Source organism: Streptomyces shinuiensis (assembly GCF_043660855.1).
Classification (GTDB): domain Bacteria; phylum Actinomycetota; class Actinomycetes; order Streptomycetales; family Streptomycetaceae; genus Streptomyces.
Window position 1 is genome coordinate 2,740,104 of record NZ_JBIHML010000001.1, and the last position, 20,392, is coordinate 2,760,495.

Genomic DNA, 20,392 nt, shown 5'->3' on the forward strand with positions numbered 1-20,392 from the left:
CGGCCCCGCCTCAGAGCCGGCCGCCCCGGACGGCCGCCACGAACGGCCCCCAGCCCTCGGCGGAGAACACGACCACCGGGCCGGACGGCCGCTTGGAGTCGCGCACCGGTATCAGGCCGGGGAGGTTGTCGGCGGCCTCAACACAGTCGCCGTTGTTGCCTCCGCTGTAGCTCGACTTGCGCCAGTGCGAGCCAGTCAGATCACGCTTCACACCCACGCTCGTACTCCTTCGCCGCCGACTCGATCATGGCCAGGGAGACGTCGGGCGACAGCGCGGACGCCCTCGCGTGGTCGAAGGCGGCCTCACACTTGCCCACCACTGCCGGATCGTCCAACAACTCCCCGCTGAAAGGGCCTTCAACGTACGCCACGGGCGGCGCGTCCACGAACGTCATCACGGTCAGGTTCCCCTCCAGCAGCGCGTGCGCCCGCGAGCTGAACGGCAGCACCTGCACGAGTACCCGGTCGCCCTTGGCGAGTTCGGTGATGTGCCGCAGCTGCTCAGCCATGTCGGCGTCGCTGCCGATGGGGCGCCGCAGGATGCTCTCGTCCAGGATCGCCCACAACTCGGGGGCTGTCGGACCCTCCGGAAGCCGCGCCCGCTCCATCCGGCTCCTGACGCCCTCCTCGTTCCGCTCGGCCGGGCGGAACGGCTGAGCCGCCCGGAAGACCGCGCGGGCGTACCCCTCGGTCTGGAGCAGCCCCGGCACCAGAGTCGGCGAGCAGGTGCAGATCGTGGTGGTGAGGGTCTGGAACTCCGCCGCCTCGGCGAAGTAGTCGGCGAACGGCGAGCTGTTGACCAGTTCCTCGCACATCCGGGCGAAGTAACCGTCCGTGTCCAGCTCCTCGTCGAAGCGGCGGGCCGGCTCCAACTGCGGCCTGCGGACCGCCGACTCGAACTGCCCGATGTACGAGCCCGAGCAGAACACCCGCTCACCCAGCTCCTGTTGGGTGACGTCCGCCGCCTCGCGGCGGCGTCTCGGCTCGGATCCGAAGAACCCCCAGCCGATCTTCGGCCGCCCGGGACGGCCCGGTCCACTGCCACCACTGGCCATGGCGTCACTCCCCAACAAGGTTCACCGCATCGGTCTAACCCTGGCGAGCGCAGCTTTCGGCGGCCACTCTGGGTATCCATTCGGAAACTCTCGGCATGCACAGGAGGCCAGGCGTGGTCGTGACAGGACGGCAGCCCGATCGTGAACGGCTCGGCGTCGCGGAGGAGGCGGTGGACGAGCTGCGGAAAGCGCTGCTCGGCGCGGGTGTCACGCTTCCCTCTCTGCGCGTGGACCTCGTCTCGTACGCGGGCGAGACGGTCGATCCGCCGCTGGTGGAGCTGGGCCGCTGCACCCCCGCCACGGCGCGGCGGCTGGCCGCCGCGCTCGCGGGGCCGGTGACGGAGGGTGAGAAGAGGTGAACCCGGTCGTCGGCTCGTACGTCGTGGACGGCCGCAGCGACCGGGTGGGGCAGGTGATGGGGGCGGTGGGCGGGCTGGTGCAGCTCCGGCCGCCCGGCGGAGGGCTGGAGTGGGACTGCCCGGCCGACGCGCTGCGGCCGGCCGGGACGTGCGAGGAACTGCGCGCCCGGGTCACCGAGATCAACCGCGACCGCACGAGGAGGCTGCCGTGAGCATGCGCAGTGTGATCCGTTTCGCGAGCTGGACGCTGGAGCCCGACCGCGAGCCCGACGCCGAGCCCGTCACGTACGCGATGGAGTGCGCGGTGTGCGGGCGGCGATCGGGAGCCGGCGTCGACTTCCAGGACGCCCAGCGCTGGGCGTTCGCCCACGCGGGACGCCATCCTTCCCACCACACCTACCGCGAGATCATCCACCGCCCATGGCGGGCGTGGATGCGCTGACGGCCGTCCGGCCGGTGGGGCGGCGGTGCGACGGCGGTGCGGCGCGCCCCCGTGGCGCTCCCGTACAACCCTCGGGCACCCTCGTTGGTCTCCCAATGGCCGTGCGCCCGGAATCCCTGCGCCAAATACCCCGCAAAACAGGGATGTTGGGCGGAAATCACCCCCACCGACCGGGGCCGCACCACGCCCCCCGCAGGCAGCAGGAGTGTTCCCGCATGCACCAGCAAGCCCGTCTCGCCCTGGCGACGGCCACCGCGCTCTCGCTGGCGACCGGTCTGCTCGCCCTCGTCCCGGCACCGGCGTCGGCGTCGGCGTCGGACACCCCGCAGGAGACGGTGGTCCCGGCCACGCAGCGCTCCGCGGACCTGTCCGTGTCGCTGTTCTCGACGAACAGCCCGTCGGACCTGGACGGCGTCGGCGTTCTGGGTGCCTTCCACCGTCTGGAGGGCCACTCCGGCCTGGTGTGGACGCGCTACTCGGACGGCGAGACCTTCCCCGTGTCCGAGCCGGAGGGGGACGACGTCTACGCCCAGGCGACCGGCGGCGACACCCTCGCCTACCGGGTGGACGACCAGGTCCTCCTGTGGGACGCGGTCGGGCGGACGACCCGCACCGTGCCGATCCCCGAAGGGCACTCCTACTACCGGACCCTCGGGAGCACGGTCGTCACCCGTCACACGGTCACGGTCGAGGACGGCACGGACGTCCGGGTGATGCACCTGCTGACAGCGGAACCCGACGGCACCACGCGGGACGTGGCGGTCACCGGGCTGCCCGCGGGCTCCCTCGTCGGCAACCCGCTGGCAGCCGACGAGCGAACGCTGGTGTTCAGCGCGCAGATCGACGGGCAGCGGCGGATGGTCCTCGCCGACCGCGCGACCGGGCGGGTCGAGAACTGGACCGCACCGCTTCCCAGCGGCTACCACTACGCGGCCCTCACCGAGGACCGCCTCGTGATGTACAGCACCTCCGTTCCTGCCGTCCTGTCGGTGCCCCGCACCGACCCGGCCGCCGCCCCGGCCGAGACCCTGATCGAGGGCGGGGACGTCCAGCCGTCGCTCAACCTGGCCGCGGTGGGCGACTGGCTGGTCTACACACAGAGCGCGGGGCCGAACCTCGTGGTGGTCAAGGCCGCGCCCATGGCGGGAGGCGAGCCGGTCACGCTCCTGGACCGGGCACGCCCCTGGGTCTCCGCGGGCCCCGGCGGCACCGCCGCCGTCGTCGCCCGGGACACCACGGGCGAGTGGGCCCTGCAGCGCCTGGCCGCGGACGGCGACGGCCGGCCCGCCGCCACCGTGTTCAAACCGCTGCCCCGCCCGCCCCTGGACATCCAGGGGCTGACGCTGTCCCACGGCCGCCTGGTCGTCGCCGACAGCGCCGCGGGCCACAACCGGCGGCGGAGCTGGGCGCGCACGCTGCCCACGACCGGCGCCCCCGAGGCGGGCGAGCGCACCCGGTTCCTCGGCGACGGCTCGTTCATCCCCCTCTGCCCCACCCAGGACATCGGCTGCGAGCGGATCCTGAGCCCCGCGGACGGACGGATCGCCTGGCTGCTCCGGGCCACCGAGGACACCGACAGCCTCCGCGCCAACAGCGGCTGGCCGTCCGTCCACCACAACGACTACTCCGAACAGCGTGTCCCCTCCGGTGGGCGGATCACGGACGTGTCCGGCCACTACCTCGTCCACACCGCGCCCGGACAGCAGACCGTGCTCAGGATCGGACACCACGGGCCCCCCGTGCTCACCCGTGAGCCGGGCCCGGCGGCGGTGTGGGGCGATGTGCTGTGGACCCCGGGCGCCGAGCCGGGCACCGTCACCGGCTACGACCTGGCCGCGAAGAAGACGGCAGCGACGGTGGACACCGGGGCCGGCTGCGCTCCGGAGGAGCTCCAGGCCGTGGGCCGGTGGCTGTACGTCGACTGCTCCGGCACCGCGCCGTCGGTGGTCCACGACCGGGAGGCGGGGACGACGGTGGCCGTGCCGGCCGGTGAGGCGCTGCTGGGCGACGGCTACCTGGTCACCCACGACCGCGCGTCCGGCGACCTGACGCTGACCACCGTGACCGGCGGAGCGGCCGCCGGCCGGGTCATCGGCAGTCTGCCCGACACCGGGCGCTCGCAGCGCCATGTGCGCTGGACGGTGGACGAGTTCGGCGGCCACGCCGCCTGGGTGGACGACCGGGAGCGCGTCCACCTGGTGCCCTCCGGTGCGCCCACCGGCGCGCCGACCGCCGTCGGCGCACCGAGCAAGGCCCCCGAGGTGTGGGGGGCCACCGCCGAGGCCGCGCCCAGCCCGCTGACCTCGGTGCTGCTGTCCAAGCCGGCCGCCGGCTGGACGCTGACCGTGCGGGACGCGGTGACCGGCCGGACGGTGAACACCTCCACCGGCGGCGCGGCCCGCGGCCGGCTGGAGGTGGGCTGGCACGGACTCCACCCAGGCGACTCCCCGGACGTGTTCCTGCCCGACGGCCGGTACGACTGGACGCTGGCGGTCACCCCGGCCGACGGCCACGGCCCCGCCCTGACCTACGGCGGCACGACCGTGCTGCGCGGCGGCGGCCAGATACGCCACGACCACGCCGGAGCCAGGCAGCCGAACGGGGTGAGCGATCTGGTGACCGTCAGCCCGGGCGGCTGGCTGACCTTCCAGCACGGCGACGGATCGGGCGGCTTCTCCGGCAAGACCAGCGCCTACGGGTGGTCCAACCAGATCACCCCGGTCTCCTTCGGGGACCTCGACGGCGACCGCTGCAACGACCTGCTGGTGCGGATGCCGGACGGGGAACTGCGCGGCTACCGGCCCGAGTGCGGGGAGGCGGTCGCCCCCGACACCCCCTACACCGGCCTGGGCACCGGCTGGGACGCCTACGACATGCTGACCTCCCCCGGCGACCTGACCGGCGACGGGCGTGCCGACCTGCTGGCACGCCGGACCACCACCGGCGACATCCATCTGTTCGCCGCCAAGGCCGACGGGACGCTGGCGGCGGGTAGGAAGATCCGCTCGGGGTGGACGTACACGAAGATCGTCGGCGTCGGCGACCTGAACGGCGACGGCCACGGCGATCTGCTGGCCCACCGCAAGGACGGCGCCCTCTTCCGCTACGACGGCACCGGCACCGGCCTGCTGAAGAGCCGCGTCCTGCTCTCCGCGAAGTGGGGGCTGTCCTACGACACGGTGGTCGGCGCCGGCGACATCACCGGCGACGGCCACGCCGACATCGTCGTGCGGAACACCGACGGCGTGCTCTACCGCAACCACGGCAAGGGCGACGGCACCTTCACCAAGCGCACCGGGATCGGCACCGGCTGGGGCGGCTACAAGGGCCTGTTCTGACCGCTGCCGACCGACTTCCCCGTTCCGGCCCCGGGCCGGGCGCATCCCGCGCCCGGCCCGGGGCCGGTTTCCGCGTACGGGGCCGCCCCGCGGGCGGACCGTGCTCGGGTCGTCAGCCTCTGATCAGTCGCGCGCAGGCTTGATGCCCAGCGGGGCGGCGATCTCCGCCGCCATCACCGCGCCGGCCTCCCTCTCCAGCTGGAGGTCGTCGGCGTCGGTGTCCGTGTCCAGGCCCTCCAACTCGTCGAGGGGGGTGTCGAGGCGGACGTGGGCCACCAGCGACTGCAGGGCGCGCAGGGAGGCGGAGGCGGTGGGGCCCCAGTTGGACAGGTAGGAGAACTGCCACCACCACAGCGCCTCGCTGATCCGCCCGGCCCGGTAGTGGGCCATGCCGTGGCGCAGGTCGGTGACCACGTCGGCGATGTCGTCGGAGATGCGGCAGGCGACCGGGGCGCTGCGCGCGTACGGGTCGAAGACCTCCGAGTAGACGTCCACCGGGTCCAGCAGCCGGGCGAGCCGCATGCGCAGCTCGTCGACGTCCGGCTCGGGGCCGGTGTCCGGCTCGTACCGCTCCTCCGGGACGATGTCCTCGTGGGCGCCTAGGCGCCCGCCCGCGAGCAGCAGCTGGGACACCTCCAGCAGCAGGTACGGGACGGCACTGTCCGGCTCGTCCCCCTTGGCCACCTCGGTGACCGCCACGAGGAAGCTCTCGACCTGATCCGCGATCTGCACCGCGAAGTCGTCCGGGCTGCGGTCCCGGCCGGGGTCCTGGCCGGGGTCCTGGCCGCGGTTCTCGGGCTTGGCTTCAGACATCGAGCAGTCTTCTCCCCTCGAAGGCACGTCCCAGCGTGACCTCGTCGGCGTACTCCAGGTCTCCTCCGACGGGGAGGCCGCTGGCCAGCCTGGTCACGCGCAGGCCCATGGAGGACACCATGCGCGCGAGGTAGGTGGCCGTCGCCTCCCCTTCGAGGTTCGGGTCCGTGGCCAGGATCAGCTCGGTGACGGTGCCGTCGGCGAGCCTGGCCAGCAGTTCCCTGATCCGCAGATCGTCCGGGCCCACGCCCTCGATCGGGCTGATCGCGCCGCCGAGGACGTGGTAGCGCCCCCGGAACTCGCGCGTCCGCTCGATGGCCACGACGTCCTTGGGCTCCTCCACGACGCAGATGACCGACGGATCGCGGCGCGGGTCCTGGCAGACCCTGCACCGCTCGGCCTCCGCGACGTTGCCGCAGACCTCGCAGAACCGGACTTTCTCCTTCACCTCGGTCAGCGCGTGGGCGAGCCGGCGGACGTCCGCCGGCTCGGCCTGCAGGATGTGGAAGGCGATCCGCTGCGCGCTCTTGGGACCGACGCCGGGCAGCCTGCCCAACTCGTCGATGAGGTCCTGAACCACGCCTTCGTACACGGTCGCCTACTCCACTCTTCCCGCTCTGCCCTTGTCACTCCCGTACGGTCCCAGCGCCGACCGTACGCTCGTTTCCGCTTTTCGGTGCGCCATGCACCCGGCGCACGGTCCGTGCCCGGCCGTCCTCAGAGAGGCAGGCCCGGCATGCCGCCCAGCCCCTGGGCGAGGGGGCCGAGCTTCTGCTGCTGGAGCTCCTGCGCGGCGGCGTTCGCGTCGCGGACGGCCGCCAGGACCAGGTCGGCGAGGGTCTCGGTGTCCTCCGGGTCCACCGCCTCGGGGTCGATCACCAGGCCCTTGAGCTCACCGGAACCGGAGACCGTGGCCTTCACCAGGCCGCCGCCCGCCGATCCCTCGACATCGGTGTCGGCCAGCTCCTGCTGGGCCGCAGCGAGGTCCTGCTGCATCTTCTGGGCCTGCTGAAGCAACTGCTGCATGTTGGGCTGGCCACCACCGGGAATCACGGGATCCGCTCCTGGCTCGCTCGACGACATGTGCGCGTGCGTACACGTGCTCGCCGCGTACGCGTCCGCCTCGTACTCCGTACCACTGAGCGTACGCGCTCCCCCGGCCTGTTGGCCTCGTGAGGACCGGACGATCCCGTCTCCCGCGGACGGACGACGGGCGTCACTCGTGGTACATCTCCTCCAGCACCGTCGCACCCAGCTCGCGCACGATCAGGTCGTGGCCGGACAGGGCGGTGTCGTCCAGATCCGGGTCGTCCTCGGCGGGCATGTCGTCCTCAGGCGCCACGGGGGGCGGAGGCGGCGGCTCGGAATCGCCGCGCGGTGCGGGCTCCCGGGGCGCCTGCGGCCGGGAGGGCTGCTGTGGCTGCTGCCGGGCCGACTGCTGCTGCTGCGCGTACGGCGCGGAGGACGGGGACTGCGCGGCGGGAGCGGGGGGCGCCGCGACGGCGGCCGAGCGGAAACCTCCCGAGCCCCCGGGGGAGTACGGGGCCTGCCCCTGCGGCGGCGCGGAGCCGCCGGAGGGATCGACGACGGACTCGATCCGCCACTGCACGCCGAACGCGTCGGCCAGCGCGGCGCGCAGCACCTCCTCACTGCCGCCGTTGACGAAGCTGTCACGGGCTCCCTGGTTGGAGAAGCCGAGCCGGAGCGTCGTCCCGTCGAACCCGGCGACGTGCGCGTTCTGGCTGAGCAGGATCCAGGTGAACCGGCGGCGGCCCTTGACGGCCTCCAGGACGTCGGGCCACATCTGCCGTACCTGCGCGGCTCCCTGCCCGGCGTCGGCGCCGCCCTGGGGCGGCGCGGGGGCCTGTGCCGGGGAAGCCGGGGTCTGCGGCTGCGGTGCGGGGACGGCCGGGGCCTGCGCCTGTGCGGGGGCGGACGCCGGAGTGGGCCAGGCACCGGGGCGCCGGCCGTCGTCCTGCGGCCGGTCGGGCTGCTGCGCCGGCTGCTGCCCGGGCCACGCCCCGGGGCGGGCCTGCGGCTCTGCCCGGCCGCCGCCCGGAGCCGCCGTCGGCCGGGCACCGGGCTGCCCGCCGGCGTCCGGTGCGGGCCCGCTCTCCGGCTGCCCCGCGTACGCGGAGGGCTGGGCGGACCGCGCGGGCGGCGGGGCCTGCGGTGCGGGCGCGTCCTGCTGCCCGGCCGGAGCCGTACGGGCCGCCGACGGGCCGCCGCCCGGTGCCGGCGGCGCCCCCGCGGGGGCGCCGCCCACCGGACCCGCACCCACCGGACCCGTGCCCGCCGCCAGACCGCCCGCGAGGCTCGCGCCCCGCTCCAGACGGTCCAGGCGGGCCTGGAGGGAGCGCTCGTCGCCGTACGCCGCGGGCAGCAGCACCCGGGCGCAGATCAGCTCCAGCTGCAGCCGCGGCGAGGTCGCGCCGCGCATGGCCGTCAGGCCCTCGTTGACGATGTCCGCCGCCCGGCTCAGCTCGGCCGGGCCGAAGACCGACGCCTGGGCCGTCATCTTCTCCACCACGTCGGCGGGGGCGTCGATCAGCCCCTTCTCCCCGGCATCCGGCACGGCGGCCAGGATCACCAGATCGCGCAGCCGCTCCAGCAGATCGGCGACGAAGCGCCGCGGATCGTGCCCGCCCTCGATCACCCGGTCGACCACCTCGAAGGCCGCCGCGCCGTCACCCGCCGCGAAGGCGTCCACCACCGAGTCCAGCAGCGCGCCGTCGGTGTAGCCCAGCAGCGCCGTGGCCATGGCGTACGTCACGCCGTCCGGGCCGGCGCCCGCCAGCAGCTGGTCCATCACCGACATCGAGTCACGCACGGACCCGGCCCCGGCACGCACCACCAGGGGCAGCACCCCGTCCTCGACGGGGATGGCCTCGCGCTCGCACACCTCCGCCAGGTAGTCGCGCAGGGTGCCCGGCGGCACCAGGCGGAACGGGTAGTGGTGGGTGCGCGACCGGATCGTGCCGATGACCTTCTCGGGCTCGGTCGTCGCGAAGATGAACTTCAGGTGCTCCGGCGGCTCCTCGACCACCTTCAGCAGAGCGTTGAAGCCCGCCGAGGTGACCATGTGCGCCTCGTCGATGATGTAGATCTTGTACCGGCTGGAGGCCGGGCCGAAGAACGCCTTCTCGCGCAGCTCGCGGGCGTCGTCCACACCGCCGTGCGACGCGGCGTCGATCTCGATGACGTCGATCGAGCCCGGCCCGTTGCGCGCCAGGTCCAGGCAGGAGCGGCACTCCCCGCACGGATCCGGCGTCGGGCCCTCCTCGCAGTTCAGGCAGCGGGCGAGGATACGTGCGCTGGTCGTCTTGCCGCAGCCGCGCGGCCCGCTGAAGAGATACGCGTGGTTGACCCGGTTGTTGCGGAGGGCCTGCTGGAGGGGGTCGGTGACATGCTCCTGCCCGATGACCTCGGAGAAGGTCTCGGGTCGGTAGCGGCGGTACAGCGCGAGGGACGACACGCCTCCGACGATATAGGCCGCCGCCGACAACTGTGCCCCCCGTCGGAACGGGGGGGGGCACAGTTGTCGGCGGGAGGAAAATCAGGCGCCCCCCACGCACCCGCCAGAGCTCACCTACCCTTGCTGCCTTCCGGCCCTGGGGGAGTTCAGCGAGATGGCGCCACGTGAGGGGCTGCGCCAAGCGTACCGGATGCCGGAGGGTGGTCGGGCCCAGGAGGGGGGCGGGGGCGTGACCGGGGATCGGATTCGCAACCGCTCCCCCGCGTCATGTAGTGTTTCCGGCGGAGGATTCGCCTAGAGGCCTAGGGCGCACGCTTGGAAAGCGTGTTGGGGGCAACCCCTCACGAGTTCGAATCTCGTATCCTCCGCCACGGCCGACCAGCCGAAACGAAGGTCCCGACCGCCCAGCGGTCGGGACCTTCGTCGTTCCGTGGTCTCAGTTCTGGTCTCATTCGCGGTGATCGGATCGGCGCGGACGTGGGCGGACAGCGCCCGCCGCGCCTGCCGAGCGACGCGTCCCCGTGCCGTGCTCCGGGCCTCCGTCCTCCCCTAATCCGGCGGCCCCATCGATCACGGGCCTTGCTCCGGCTGCTCGCGCTGCTGGGTCTGCCACCAGAAGCGCGGGACCTGACCACCCCGTAACGGGGCTCGGCCGGATACCCCTCGAATGGAGCACAGGCACCTGGTCAGCCCATGGGTAGGCCCTGTCTGGCTTTACAGCGATAGGGAGGAGAACGATCATGCCCACCAACGACATTGACCTCGACGCGCTCCCGCCGGACACCCTCGTCGTTGAGAACGGCCAGGTCACCCCAGTCGGGAAACAGGTCATCGCGAAGGTGGCCGGGGACCTGGTCACCGCCTGCCGACAGGCTGGCGCCCCGCAGGTCGTGCTCAGAGAGCTTCCGGAACTCATCGCCAAGCACACGGCGGAGATCACCGGCCGGCGCAGCCGCGTCGAGCCCAGCCCGCTGCGCACGGTCCTCGCCAACCTTGTCGGGTCCGAGTGTCTGGTGCGACGCCCCGGCCGCGATCCGCTGACCGGCGACCGTACAGACGGCCGACCGGACACCGACGACACCAGGCTCGATCGCCTGCCCTGTACCCGGCAGCACGGCCACGGCGACGACCACAGCGACGCCCTTGGGCGGACCTGGCAGAGGGCGGGGGTTCCGGCATGAAGATCCTGACCCCTGAGCGCCTCCTGCCCGTGTCGCTCCGCCTGCGCCGGGGTGACGCACATCAGGCGAATGCCATCATGGTGCGTCGCGACGGCGACCGTTTCACCGCCACCTACGACCCCGAGCGGGCCTCCCTCGACACGGTGGTCATGCTTGGCCGTGTCCGTTTGTTCTCCGAGGGCAGCACCATCTCCGAGGTGGTCCTCGAAGGCCACGACCCGGACCTCACAGCCTTGTACCGCGCTGCCTCGAAGTTGCTCCTGAACGTGGAGATCACCAGTGGACCGCGAGTCACCGAACCCGTTGTAGAGGTGCGCAGCCAGGACCCGATGCAGGCGGTGTACTTCATCCCGGAGGGCTGGGACCTGTCCGACGCTCTCACCGGGCTGCCCGCCGCGTTCGCCTCCGCCCGGCCAGAGGTCGCCCGCCACCTCGAAAAGATCGAGCAGGCGAAGAAGGGCTCTGACGGGAAGGTCCGCTGTGCTCTCGACGTGTTGGCCGTGCTGATCCTGGAGACTGACGACCCGGAGGGCGTCTACAGCGAAGTGCTACAGCTGCTCAACCCGACCAGCACCGAGAAGAAGACGGCCTCCCCCGCTACGGCGGCCTGAGCTTCCATTGGCATGATCTGGGGTCGGCGGCTCTGCCGCCGACCCCAGATCATGAGGACAAGCGGTTCATGCAGCGAGGCGCCCCGGTGAGGCGGCTCTCACTGCCTGGAGATCGGAGATTCGGCCGACCGGATCGGCACTCTCTGCAATGCTTGCCCGCACCACCGGTGGTCAGAAGGCAGGACCGAGTTGAGCACCCTGGGTAACTTCGTGTGGTCGATCGCTGACCAACTGCGAGGCGTCTACAGGCCGCACCAGTACGGCGGCGTCATCCTCCCGTTCACGATCCTGCGGCGTCTGGACTGCCTGCTCGAACCCACCCGCGACGAGGTCCGCGCCTTGGCCGGGAAATACGCCGGCGGCGCTCTGGACGTCCAGGTCAAGCGCAAGACCGGCCTGGCCTTCTACAACACCTCGCCCTACGACTTCGCCCTGCTGCTCCAGGACCCCGAGGGCCTGCGCGCCAATCTGATCGACTACATCTCGCACTTCTCCGGCAACATCGACGTCTTCGAGCGCTTCGGCTTCGAGGCCGAGATCAACCGGCTCGACGAGAAGAACCGGCTGTACCTGATCGTCTCGAAGTTCGCCGAGGTCGACCTGCACCCCGACACCGTCCCCAACGCGGCGATGGGCGACCTGTACGAGCACCTGATCTACAAGTTCGCGGAAGCCTCCAACGAGGAGGCCGGCGAGCACTACACGCCGCGCGACGCGATCCGTCTCATGGTCGACCTACTGTTCGCGGAGGAGAGCGAGGCCCTGCTGGAGCCGGGCACCATCCGCACGATCTACGACCCGACCGCCGGCACCGGCGGCATGCTTTCGGTGGCCGAGGAGCGCCTGCTGGAGCGCAACAAGCATGCGCGCCTGCGTCTGTACGGGCAGGAGATCAACGACCTGTCCTACGCCATCTGCAAGTCCGACTTGATCGGCAAGGGGCAGGACGTCGGCAACATCCGCCTCGGCGACACCCTGGCCGACGACAAGTTCTTCGACAAGACCTTCGACTTCTGCATGTCCAACCCGCCCTACGGCGTGGACTGGAGGGCCTCGGAAGCTGCGGTTGAGGTTCCCCCGAGATGCGGCCAGTGAGGTGTCCAATGCTGCCTGATTGACCGGGCGGGGCTGAATCGCTTGACCACGAGCCTCCCACTTGGACACCATACGACTGCTCACCCCCAGGTGGGCGGCGAATGCCTCGACACTCATGCGTTTGGCCTGCCGCAGTGCCCGCACCTCGACACCGGTCCATCGTTCAACGGTCGCCACCTCAGCCACTCCCCCTGTGAGCTGCCGATTTCCTGCCGTTTCAAGAACATTCTCCGGTGAGGTCGTTACAGGAAGTCTCCGGGGACCTCTGTGTACTCCTTGCGCAGTTCTTCGATCAGGGGGTGTGTGTCCGGGAGCGGGAGGTCGTCCAGGCGGCTGATGGCCCGGACGCCGATGGCGGCGTTGGTGGCGAAGGCCGCGTCGAACCCGGTGACGTCGGCGAGTCCCACCGGGGCCGAGACCGAGGTGTGGACCTGCTGGAGCAGCCGCATGGTGGTGCCGGCCAGGCACTCCGCCTCCGGCCACACCACCTGCCCGCCCCGGACGAAGCCGATGTTCCAGGTGCCGCCCTCGGAGATCATGGACCGGCCGTCCACGAACAGCGCGTCGTCGAAGCCCGCGCGCTGTGCCGCGCGCCGGTGCCGCAGCGCGCCGAACAGCCCGACGCTCTTCACCTCGGGCATGTCCCGGGTGTACACGGCCGACCGGACCCGCAGCGGCGGAAGCGGCAGGCTGCCGGCGGCTCGGGTGGTCACCAGCACGTGCGGGTGCGCGTCCGATCCGATGCGGCCCAGGTCCAGCGCCGGATCGAAGACGGTCACCCTGACGACACAGGCTCCGGTCCGGGGAGCGGCCCTGCGGACGAACTCCAGGACACGCTCGGGGTCGAGGTCGGTGTCGAACACCGCCCGGCAGTCGCGCACCAGCCGGTCCAGGTGCAGGGACAGTCCGCGTACCCGGCCCTGCTCGACGCGCACCGACGTGAAGTGGCCGTAGTTGGTCAGCGCCAGGGCCTGGAGGGCGTCAGGACCGACCGGCTCGCCGTTGAGTTCCGCCATGCCCCTGAGCCTGACACCCGCAGTCGGCAGGCACGGGCGAGACGGAGCGGGACAAGCAGATCTTGCAGGCATCGGCTACACGGCGACGAGGCGCACCCTGTCGCCGCAGAGTTTCGTCATGTCGTCGATGTCCGAGGTGAGCATGACGACCGGGCGGCGCTGACGCAGCGCCGTCTCGGCCACTGCAGCGTCGATGGCGTATTTGTGACCGTGCAGCCCGGCGTTGATCAGCATGGCCGAGGCGGCCTTGGCCTCCTCGTCACCGACGGGCACGATCCGCACGCCGGACAGGACCCACGCGAGCCGCGCCCTGTCGGTCCGGCGATGCACCGCCTCGATGATGGTGAGCGCGCTGATGACCACCTCCATGCCCCGCTTGCGGGCCTCGGCGATGAGGGCGACGACGGGCTCGTGATCACTGACGAACTTCGACAGACCCTCACAGTCGAGTACGAGGGTGCCTTCGTGGCTCAGCTTGCGGCGGGCCACTGCCCCTCCTCGGCGAACACCTCGTCGAAGACCCGGCGTGCCCGCTCCTGCTCGTGCTCGGAGATCGGCCCCTGACGACGTTCGTAGTCGGCCAGGTACTCGTCCAGGATCTGACCGCGCAGCTCGCGCTCCACCGCTTCGGTGATGAACGCGGAGAACTCACGCTTGCCGACCCGTCGGCGGATCGCCTCAGCCGTTCCCTCGGGAAGGGAGAGGCTGACCCTGGTGGCCGGCCCCTCGCCGACGCTGTAAGGAATCTCGCCCATGGGACCAAGTTTATCAAACAAGTAGGAATTCAGCTCGGGTGCAGCACCCACCGAACGACGTGAGCCGCCCGCCCGTCACGTCGTGGTCTCAGTTCTGGTCTCATTCGCCCCCGTCCAGCCCCGTCCAGACGGAGCCGATCCGAACGCTTCACCGCAGGTCAGGACGCATACGACCGCCACCGGACCCCCGGACGAGCATTTGGAAAGCGTGTTGGGGGCAACCCCTCACGAGTTCGAATCTCGTATCCTCCGCAGCGCCCACCAGGGCAGACGGAATGCCCCGACCGATCACGGTCGGGGCATTCGTCGTTCCGCGCCCTCGGTTGCGCCGCGCCTGGCTCGGCTTCGGGACATCTCCTCAGCCTTCGGTGAGTGGTTGTCCGGTCGCGTAGTAGGCCCGTAGTGCGGCCTCGCTGCCGGAGCCCATGGCGGTCATGATCCGCTGGAAGCGGGCGGAGCGCAGATCACCGGCCACGATGACGCGGGGATGCTGGTCGGTAGGCGGGCAGTATCCGTCCGCACCGCGGACCACATCGCCGGGCGGGGCGGTCGGCGCGTTCCCGATGCTGAGGTAGGCGGCGTCCGCCGCGACCGCCCGCCGCTCACCGCCGCGGCCCACCACTTCCGCCGACACGGCGGCGCCCTCCGCGGGCTCCAGCGTCAGGTGCCCGACGGGCAGGAGCGTGACCCGGGGGTCCTCGCGGATCTCCTCGACCTTGTAGTCGTCGGCCGCCGGATACGCCACCAGCAGGCGCGTGCCGGTGGCCGGGTGGGCGCGCAGGAAGGTGCCGACCGGGCGGTCACCGCCGAGGACGAGAAGGGTGCGGCCCTCGGCGTCGGCCTCGCCGGCCTGCCAGAGCGGGGGCAGGGTCAGGCCGTCGGGGGCGGTGATCCAGGTGGCGTCGCAAGGCTGGAGGGGGCCGGTGCCGGTGGCGACGATGGCGTACGGAGCGGTGAGACGGGCGCCGGTGTCGAGCGTGGCGGTCACGCGGTCTTCGTCGGCGCGGAGTTCGGTGACATGCCGGCCGAGTTCGAGGCGGCACAGCTGTGTGTCCTTCAGCTCCGCGGTGATGGTCTCGGCCAGCTCGGGGCCGCTGGTGTGGCCGCCCAGGACGTTGTTCAGGGCCGGGATCCGGTAGAGGTTGCGGCACAGCCGGTCCGGCTCGACCAGGATCGAGCGCATGCCGACGCCGGCGGCCATGCGGGCGGTGGCGCAGCCGGCCGGGCCACCGCCGACGACGATCAGGTCCGTGTCACGGGTGGCGGGCGAACCGGTACGGGCCGGGGGCGGGGACGGGGTGTCGGCCATGGGGCTATTCCAGCACCGGGGCCCCGGCGTACGCAGCGAGTCGCCCCATCACATGCTCAACGGTGACGAGTTGGCCGGTTCCAACCAGGCGGCGGGCGACGAGGAGGCCGGCATCGTGGACGTCCGGGCCCGCGTCACTGGCGCAGGCGTCCGTGACGATCCAGGGCGGGTAGTCGTGCTCGAAGGCGTCGGCCGCGGACTTCAGGACACAGCTCTCCGTGGCGATCCCGCAGAACACGAGGTCGGTCCAGCCGGACTGGCGGATCAGTTCGGTGGCTTCGGGGGTGAAGAGCGTGTACCCGGTCTTGTCGACGACCGCGTGTGCGCGGGCGACCGCTTCCGTGAGTTCGGGAACGATGTCGGTCTCGGGTGGTTCCCGGAGCCGGCGCCACTGGAAGAAGCGCTCGTAGGGACTGTCCGGATAGTTGAAGTACCGGGTGAAGACCACAGGCCGGCCGGCGGCGGACCACTGGGCGACCACGTCGGAGACCGCGTGCACGGCGTGGCGGCTGTGATGGTTCACGAACCCGTTCTGCATGTCCACCACGATCAGCGCGGCACTGCCGATATCCATCCGTTGTCTCTCCTGACCCGTCTTTTCAGTCGGCGCTCTCACGTAGAGCGTCCTGCGCGGCACGCAGCCGTTCGGCAAGCCCGCTGGTCTTCATGATGGCCTCCCGCATCAGGACGTGTTGCGCGGTCTCCTGGGCACGGGCGGTGGTGAGCCGGGAGTACGCGGCGCGCAGGAAACGCCAGCCGTACTGCTCGGGCATGGAAGGGTCTCTTCCGTCCTCGATCATCTGCTGGATCTGGCGAGTGAAGCACCACAGGGCCTGGACGGTCAGTTCGCAGGTGACCAGCTCGTCGATGGAGAGGCTGCGCTCACGGGAGTGCCCGGACCAGCCGGCGTAGGCGGTGGAGACTCCCCGTACGCCGAAGGACACGATGTCCGGATGGTCGAAGCTGGTGGCCAGGAGCGACTCCTCGACTGTGCCGTCCAGGGGCACGGGCCCGCCCGGGGCGCCGCGGTCGACCAGGACAGAGGGCGTGGACAGCAGGCGCAGGGCGGGGGTCTGTCAAACGTTCGGCTCTGTCTCACTTCCGGTGGTGACGGAACGCAAGAGTTGAGCGGCGCTGCTTGCAGAGAGTGCGGCCGACGCTCTGACCTCGACAGTTCGAACGGATGGCAGCGCACCGAGACCACTGGGCCTGTCGCGCCATACTCTCGCGGACAGGTGCCGGGCCGGTCAGCCGGTACCGAAGAACGACCGCCACGGTCCGCTGACCTTCGGATTCTGGTCTACGACCTGCCCAACATTACTGTCACTTTCCGTCACCACCGGAAGTGAGACAGAGCCGAACGTTTTACAGTCCCAGACCCCGAGCGGTTGACATGCCGCAGTGGGGACCATGCCCGTATACATAGCGGTAGCCGTGCGGTCTTGCGTCCAGAGGTGCGCTTTCGCCCGGATTCAGGGCGCGAGAACGGTCAGCCGCAGCAGCGCGGTCAGGCCCAGGATCGCGGGGAATGCGTACCACCACCGGCGCAGGTGCCCGGCCCTCACGAACCCCCGGGTCAGCAGCGCGGAGACGCCGGTGACCGGCAGCACCAGCCCTGCGGCGATGCCGGAGTGGGCGGCTGCGTCCGGCTCCCACGGATTGGCGGTCCCGGACATGTACGCCAAGAAGAGGAGGTAGCCCGCCACCGCATGCGCCAGGAGCAGGAGGACCGCACCCACCACGGTGCCGGCGCGGCCGGTGGTGTTCGGCCTCCGTCCGCCCCGCGCCGGGGCGGGGGAGGAGGCTGCACCGCTCATTTCAGTGCCTCTTTCGCCTGGTCCAGCTTCTGATCGAAACCCCGGCCGTACGCCTGGGCGTCGGCGGCCTGCCGTACCTCGGGGCGCAGGGCGTCTAGGCCGTTGAGGAATTTCAGCGGGTCCGGAACGGTGCCGCGGAAGTCGGGCAGGGAGCGGTAGGCCGCCCTGATGTCGGCAACGCACTTCTCGCGCGCCTCCGGCTCCACCCGCAGGGCGTCGCCGTAGTGGTCCTTGGTCTTGTTGTAGTAGTCCTCGGCTTCTTCGCGGATCGCGTCGACGTCGACGGTCAGCTCCGCCAGGAAGTCCAGGAAGCCGGTGCCGGCCCGCAGGTCCTCCCACTGCCGCAGCGGCTCGGCCGCGCGGGCCGTCGGCGTGACGGCTGTGGCTTCCCGTGCCATGACATCCGCGAGTTTGCCCTCGGTGTGCTTGCCGCTCGCGTAGTGGTCCTTGGCGGTGGTGACCGCGTCGGCGTAGGCGGACAGGGCCTTCCACACCTTGCGGAAGCTCGCCGAGAGGGCCTCGGAGATCTGCCGGGCTTCGTCCAGCCGCCTGGTGTACCGGTCGTGGGCCTCGCTGACCCAGTCGATCTTCCCGGCCTTGCGGAAGGAGTCGTCGGTGGACTCGATCAGGTTGTGCAGGCGGCGGAACTCCGCGGCGCCGCGGTCGATGAGTGCCGGGTTGGCGTCCTGGAGGAACTCCACGGATTCGCGATAGGTCATGGCCGGGTCACCGGTCCTCGGCGGCTACGAACCGGCCCGAGGCCAGGATGGTGTCCATCTGCTGCTGGACGTCCGCGTCGTATGCCGTGTAGTCGTCGCCGGCGGACTTCAGCCTGCTGGACAGCGCGGCCAGGAGCGTGACCATGTCGCCGTAGAGTTCCTGGGGGATCCGCCCGCCCTTTGGTGGCCGGCGGGATCGGAACCGAGCCGCAGGGCGAGCGGGGACGGCCTCCGGACAGAGCGTTCCTCTCGCCTTGGTCTCGGTTCTGGTCTCATTCGCCCCCGTCCGGGGCCGTCCGAAACGCTTCCCATCACCCGCTCCGCCGCAGATCAGGACGGGTACGGCTCTCGCCGGACGCCCGGGCGGACAGTTGGAAAGCGTATTGGGGGCAACCCCTCACGAGTTCGAATCTCGTATCCTCCGCCACGGCCGACCAGCCGAAACGAAGGTCCCGGCCGCCCGGCGGCCGGGACCTTCGCCGTTCCCCGGTCTCGGTTTCGGGCTCGCTCACTCCCGACATTCACGACATTCTTTGCGGCGGTGCGCCACCACGGCACTCCCTGGCGAGCACCGAACGCCCGGACCGGCGGACGCACGCCGCGAACACCGTCAGGAAGTAGGGGTATGTTTTATGGAAGTGTACTTCTATCTCTGGAGCAGCTCGTGGACAAGCCGGCTGAGATGTTCGACCGGGACTACGAGTGGTCGGCGCTGAGCCGGTTCATCACCGACCCGCAGCCCGGCGCGACCCTGGGCGTGGTCTCCGGGCGCCGCCGCCAGGGCAAGACGTTCCTGCTGGATGCCGCCTGTCGCGCTGCCGGAGGGTTCTACTTCGGTGCGACCGAGGCCGCCGATGCCGAGTCGCTACGGCGGATCAGCGCGGCGCTGACCGCCCACGTCCGTCCTGCCAGCCCGTTCCACTTCGCCGACTGGGCGGAGGCCGTCGACGCACTGCTCGCGCTCGGCGCCGAGCGGCCCGTCCCCGTGGTGATCGACGAGTTTCCGTACCTGGCCAAGGCCAACCCGGAGCTGCCCTCCATCATCCAGGAGGCGTTGCGGCCCCTGCGTGACCAGCGCACCGGCTCCCGTACCCGGCTGCTGCTGTGCGGTTCGGCGCTGTCCTTCATGGGCCGGCTGCTCTCGGGCAACGCCCCACTGCGCGGACGGGCGGGGCTGGAACTGGTCGTCCGTCCACTCGATCACCGCCTCGCCGCCGAATTCTGGGGCATCACCGACCCCCACCTGGCCATGAAGGTGAACGCGATCGTGGGCGGCACCCCGGCCTACCGGCGCGAATTCGCACGCGGCGACACGCCACAGGGGCCGGACGACTTCGACGACTGGGTCGTCCGCACCGTCCTCAATCCCGAAACCCCCCTGTTCCGCGAGGCCCGCTATCTGCTGGCCGAAGAACCCGACCTTCGCGACACCGCCCTGTATCTGTCCGTCCTGGCCGCCGTCGCCGACGGCAACACCACCCGCGGGGGCATGGCCGGCTACCTGGAACGCAAGGCCACCGACATCGCCCACCCCATCAACGTCCTCGAAGACGCGGGGCTGCTGCACCGCGACGCGGACGCCTTCCGCGACAACCGTCCCACCTACCGCATCGCCGAACCGCTGATCGGCTTCTACCACGCGATCATGCGACCGGTCTGGGACCAGCTCGAACGCCCCGGCAGTGGGACACGAGTCTGGCAGGCCAGTCGTCGCCGCTACGTCAGCAACGTCCTCGGGCCCCGTTTCGAACAGGTCTGCCGCGACTGGGCGCTGCACCACGCCGACCCCGAGCTCCTGGGCGGTCTGCCCGCACGCGTCGCACAGGGCGTCGTCCACGACTCCAGGGCCCGCACCGGCCACGAGGTCGACGTGGCGGTCATCGGAATCGCGGATGGCACCAAGCCACCACTGCTGGCCATCGGGGAGGCCAAGTGGAACGACACCATGGGCGCCGCCCACATCGAACGTCTCCGGCACATCCGCGACCTCGTCACCCTGGCAGGCCGCTACGACACCACCGACACGCGGCTCCTGTGCTTCAGCGGAGCCGGATTCAACGACAAGGCGCAGGCCGCGTCAGCGGCCGATCCGGACATCCAGCTGATCGACCTGGCGACCCTCTACAGCCAGGCCTGACGTACGCCCCCCATACCCGTTCCCGGCAGGGACACCATGGTGAGCGCCGACCTGCCGCCGGCGTTGTGGCACGCCCGGAAGCCGGAGCAGGCTGGTCTCGTCCCTGGTCTCATTCGCCTCCGTGGACCACCTGCTCAGCCGCGAGCCCGTGCTTCCCCTCCCGGCCGGGTCCGACCTGTCGGTGATGGAGGCGTACGGCCCCGGGGAACTGCCCGGCGCGGGGCGTGAGCGGGATCGGGTCCCCGTGGCCGCGGTTCCGTGGGACGGGCT

At 71.1% G+C, this 20,392-nt stretch carries 23 protein-coding genes, 1 tRNA gene and 1 other RNA gene; 9 read left to right on the forward strand and 16 right to left on the reverse strand.

What is annotated here, in order from left to right; genetic code table 11:
• Positions 1–10: 10 nt before the first annotated feature.
• Both ACGRHY_RS12290 and ACGRHY_RS12295 read right to left on the reverse strand, forming a co-directional pair.
• Positions 11–217 carry a DUF397 domain-containing protein gene (locus ACGRHY_RS12290; protein WP_394635389.1) on the reverse strand — a complete coding sequence of 69 codons (207 nt, stop codon included), beginning with the start codon at positions 215–217 and terminating at the stop codon, positions 11–13.
• Positions 201–1,055, reverse strand: a complete 855-nt coding sequence (locus ACGRHY_RS12295; RefSeq protein ID WP_394635390.1) for a helix-turn-helix domain-containing protein — start codon at positions 1,053–1,055, stop codon at positions 201–203. Before ACGRHY_RS12295 ends, ACGRHY_RS12290 begins: the two co-directional genes overlap by 17 nt.
• A gap of 113 nt (positions 1,056–1,168) precedes the next feature.
• On the opposite strand from ACGRHY_RS12295, the gene ACGRHY_RS12300 reads away from it, so the two are divergent.
• From ACGRHY_RS12300 to ACGRHY_RS12315, 4 genes are all read left to right on the forward strand, one after another.
• Positions 1,169–1,414, forward strand: coding sequence for a hypothetical protein (locus ACGRHY_RS12300; RefSeq protein WP_394635391.1), 246 nt, complete (start codon positions 1,169–1,171; stop codon positions 1,412–1,414).
• Positions 1,411–1,626 carry a hypothetical protein gene (locus ACGRHY_RS12305; RefSeq protein ID WP_394638214.1) on the forward strand — a complete coding sequence of 72 codons (216 nt, stop codon included), beginning with the start codon at positions 1,411–1,413 and terminating at the stop codon, positions 1,624–1,626. Before ACGRHY_RS12300 ends, ACGRHY_RS12305 begins: the two co-directional genes overlap by 4 nt.
• A 2-nt stretch (positions 1,627–1,628) precedes the next feature.
• Positions 1,629–1,856 carry a DUF7848 domain-containing protein gene (locus ACGRHY_RS12310; protein ID WP_394638025.1) on the forward strand — a complete coding sequence of 76 codons (228 nt, stop codon included), beginning with the start codon at positions 1,629–1,631 and terminating at the stop codon, positions 1,854–1,856.
• A 215-nt stretch (positions 1,857–2,071) separates the two neighbouring features.
• A complete protein-coding gene (locus ACGRHY_RS12315) occupies positions 2,072–5,194 on the forward strand; it encodes an FG-GAP repeat domain-containing protein (RefSeq protein WP_394635392.1) in 3,123 nt (1,040 codons plus the stop codon).
• 123 nt (positions 5,195–5,317) lie between these two features.
• Here the strand turns inward: ACGRHY_RS12315 and ACGRHY_RS12320 are convergent, their stop codons facing one another.
• The 5 genes from ACGRHY_RS12320 to ffs all read right to left on the reverse strand — a co-directional run bounded on the left by ACGRHY_RS12320 (position 5,318) and on the right by ffs (position 9,659).
• Entirely contained in the window at positions 5,318–6,007 is a 690-nt protein-coding gene (locus tag ACGRHY_RS12320) for a DUF5063 domain-containing protein (RefSeq protein ID WP_394635393.1), read from the reverse strand.
• Positions 6,000–6,599 carry a recombination mediator RecR gene (recR, locus tag ACGRHY_RS12325; protein ID WP_093657343.1) on the reverse strand — a complete coding sequence of 200 codons (600 nt, stop codon included), beginning with the start codon at positions 6,597–6,599 and terminating at the stop codon, positions 6,000–6,002. Before recR ends, ACGRHY_RS12320 begins: the two co-directional genes overlap by 8 nt.
• A gap of 125 nt (positions 6,600–6,724) precedes the next feature.
• The gene (locus ACGRHY_RS12330; RefSeq protein ID WP_394635394.1) at positions 6,725–7,060 is read right to left on the reverse strand and encodes a YbaB/EbfC family nucleoid-associated protein; all 336 of its coding nucleotides are present in this window, start codon (positions 7,058–7,060) and stop codon (positions 6,725–6,727) included.
• Between the two features lie 163 nt (positions 7,061–7,223).
• Positions 7,224–9,482 (reverse strand): DNA polymerase III subunit gamma and tau, encoded by a 2,259-nt coding sequence (locus ACGRHY_RS12335; RefSeq protein ID WP_394635395.1) that lies wholly within the window; start codon positions 9,480–9,482, stop codon positions 7,224–7,226.
• Between the two features lie 80 nt (positions 9,483–9,562).
• Positions 9,563–9,659, reverse strand: an RNA gene (ffs, locus tag ACGRHY_RS12340) — signal recognition particle sRNA small type.
• Between the two features lie 106 nt (positions 9,660–9,765).
• Here ffs and ACGRHY_RS12345 point away from each other — a divergent pair.
• From ACGRHY_RS12345 to ACGRHY_RS12360, 4 genes are all read left to right on the forward strand, one after another.
• A tRNA-Ser gene (locus ACGRHY_RS12345) sits at positions 9,766–9,853 on the forward strand.
• A 369-nt stretch (positions 9,854–10,222) separates the two neighbouring features.
• Positions 10,223–10,663: a hypothetical protein gene (locus ACGRHY_RS12350; protein WP_394635396.1), complete on the forward strand. Its 441-nt coding sequence runs from the start codon at positions 10,223–10,225 to the stop codon at positions 10,661–10,663.
• Positions 10,660–11,274, forward strand: a complete 615-nt coding sequence (locus tag ACGRHY_RS12355) for a hypothetical protein (protein WP_394635397.1) — start codon at positions 10,660–10,662, stop codon at positions 11,272–11,274. Before ACGRHY_RS12350 ends, ACGRHY_RS12355 begins: the two co-directional genes overlap by 4 nt.
• Before the next feature lie 189 nt (positions 11,275–11,463).
• Positions 11,464–12,369, forward strand: coding sequence for a type I restriction-modification system subunit M (locus ACGRHY_RS12360; protein WP_394635398.1), 906 nt, complete (start codon positions 11,464–11,466; stop codon positions 12,367–12,369).
• 242 nt (positions 12,370–12,611) lie between these two features.
• Here the strand turns inward: ACGRHY_RS12360 and ACGRHY_RS12365 are convergent, their stop codons facing one another.
• From ACGRHY_RS12365 to ACGRHY_RS12405, 9 genes are all read right to left on the reverse strand, one after another.
• Positions 12,612–13,385: an aminotransferase class IV family protein gene (locus tag ACGRHY_RS12365; protein WP_394635399.1), complete on the reverse strand. Its 774-nt coding sequence runs from the start codon at positions 13,383–13,385 to the stop codon at positions 12,612–12,614.
• A gap of 75 nt (positions 13,386–13,460) precedes the next feature.
• Positions 13,461–13,874, reverse strand: a complete 414-nt coding sequence (locus ACGRHY_RS12370) for a PIN domain-containing protein (protein WP_093847114.1) — start codon at positions 13,872–13,874, stop codon at positions 13,461–13,463.
• Positions 13,856–14,140, reverse strand: coding sequence for a hypothetical protein (locus ACGRHY_RS12375; protein ID WP_093847112.1), 285 nt, complete (start codon positions 14,138–14,140; stop codon positions 13,856–13,858). The genes ACGRHY_RS12370 and ACGRHY_RS12375 overlap by 19 nt, the downstream gene beginning before the upstream one ends.
• Before the next feature lie 358 nt (positions 14,141–14,498).
• Positions 14,499–15,449: an FAD-dependent oxidoreductase gene (locus ACGRHY_RS12380; protein WP_394635400.1), complete on the reverse strand. Its 951-nt coding sequence runs from the start codon at positions 15,447–15,449 to the stop codon at positions 14,499–14,501.
• Between the two features lie 4 nt (positions 15,450–15,453).
• Positions 15,454–16,023: a cysteine hydrolase family protein gene (locus tag ACGRHY_RS12385; RefSeq protein ID WP_394635401.1), complete on the reverse strand. Its 570-nt coding sequence runs from the start codon at positions 16,021–16,023 to the stop codon at positions 15,454–15,456.
• A gap of 25 nt (positions 16,024–16,048) precedes the next feature.
• Positions 16,049–16,456 (reverse strand): hypothetical protein, encoded by a 408-nt coding sequence (locus ACGRHY_RS12390; RefSeq protein ID WP_394635402.1) that lies wholly within the window; start codon positions 16,454–16,456, stop codon positions 16,049–16,051.
• Positions 16,457–16,921: 465 nt separating this feature from the next.
• Complete coding sequence (locus ACGRHY_RS12395) at positions 16,922–17,266, reverse strand: hypothetical protein (RefSeq protein WP_394635403.1); 345 nt, start codon at positions 17,264–17,266, stop codon at positions 16,922–16,924.
• Complete coding sequence (locus ACGRHY_RS12400) at positions 17,263–17,985, reverse strand: hypothetical protein (RefSeq protein ID WP_394635404.1); 723 nt, start codon at positions 17,983–17,985, stop codon at positions 17,263–17,265. The genes ACGRHY_RS12395 and ACGRHY_RS12400 overlap by 4 nt, the downstream gene beginning before the upstream one ends.
• A 7-nt stretch (positions 17,986–17,992) precedes the next feature.
• On the reverse strand, positions 17,993–18,130 hold the full coding sequence (locus ACGRHY_RS12405) for a hypothetical protein (RefSeq protein ID WP_394635405.1): 138 nt from the start codon (positions 18,128–18,130) through the stop codon (positions 17,993–17,995).
• A 519-nt stretch (positions 18,131–18,649) separates the two neighbouring features.
• Here ACGRHY_RS12405 and ACGRHY_RS12410 point away from each other — a divergent pair.
• The gene (locus ACGRHY_RS12410) at positions 18,650–20,122 is read left to right on the forward strand and encodes an AAA family ATPase (RefSeq protein ID WP_394635406.1); all 1,473 of its coding nucleotides are present in this window, start codon (positions 18,650–18,652) and stop codon (positions 20,120–20,122) included.
• The last annotated feature ends 270 nt before the right edge of the window (positions 20,123–20,392 follow it).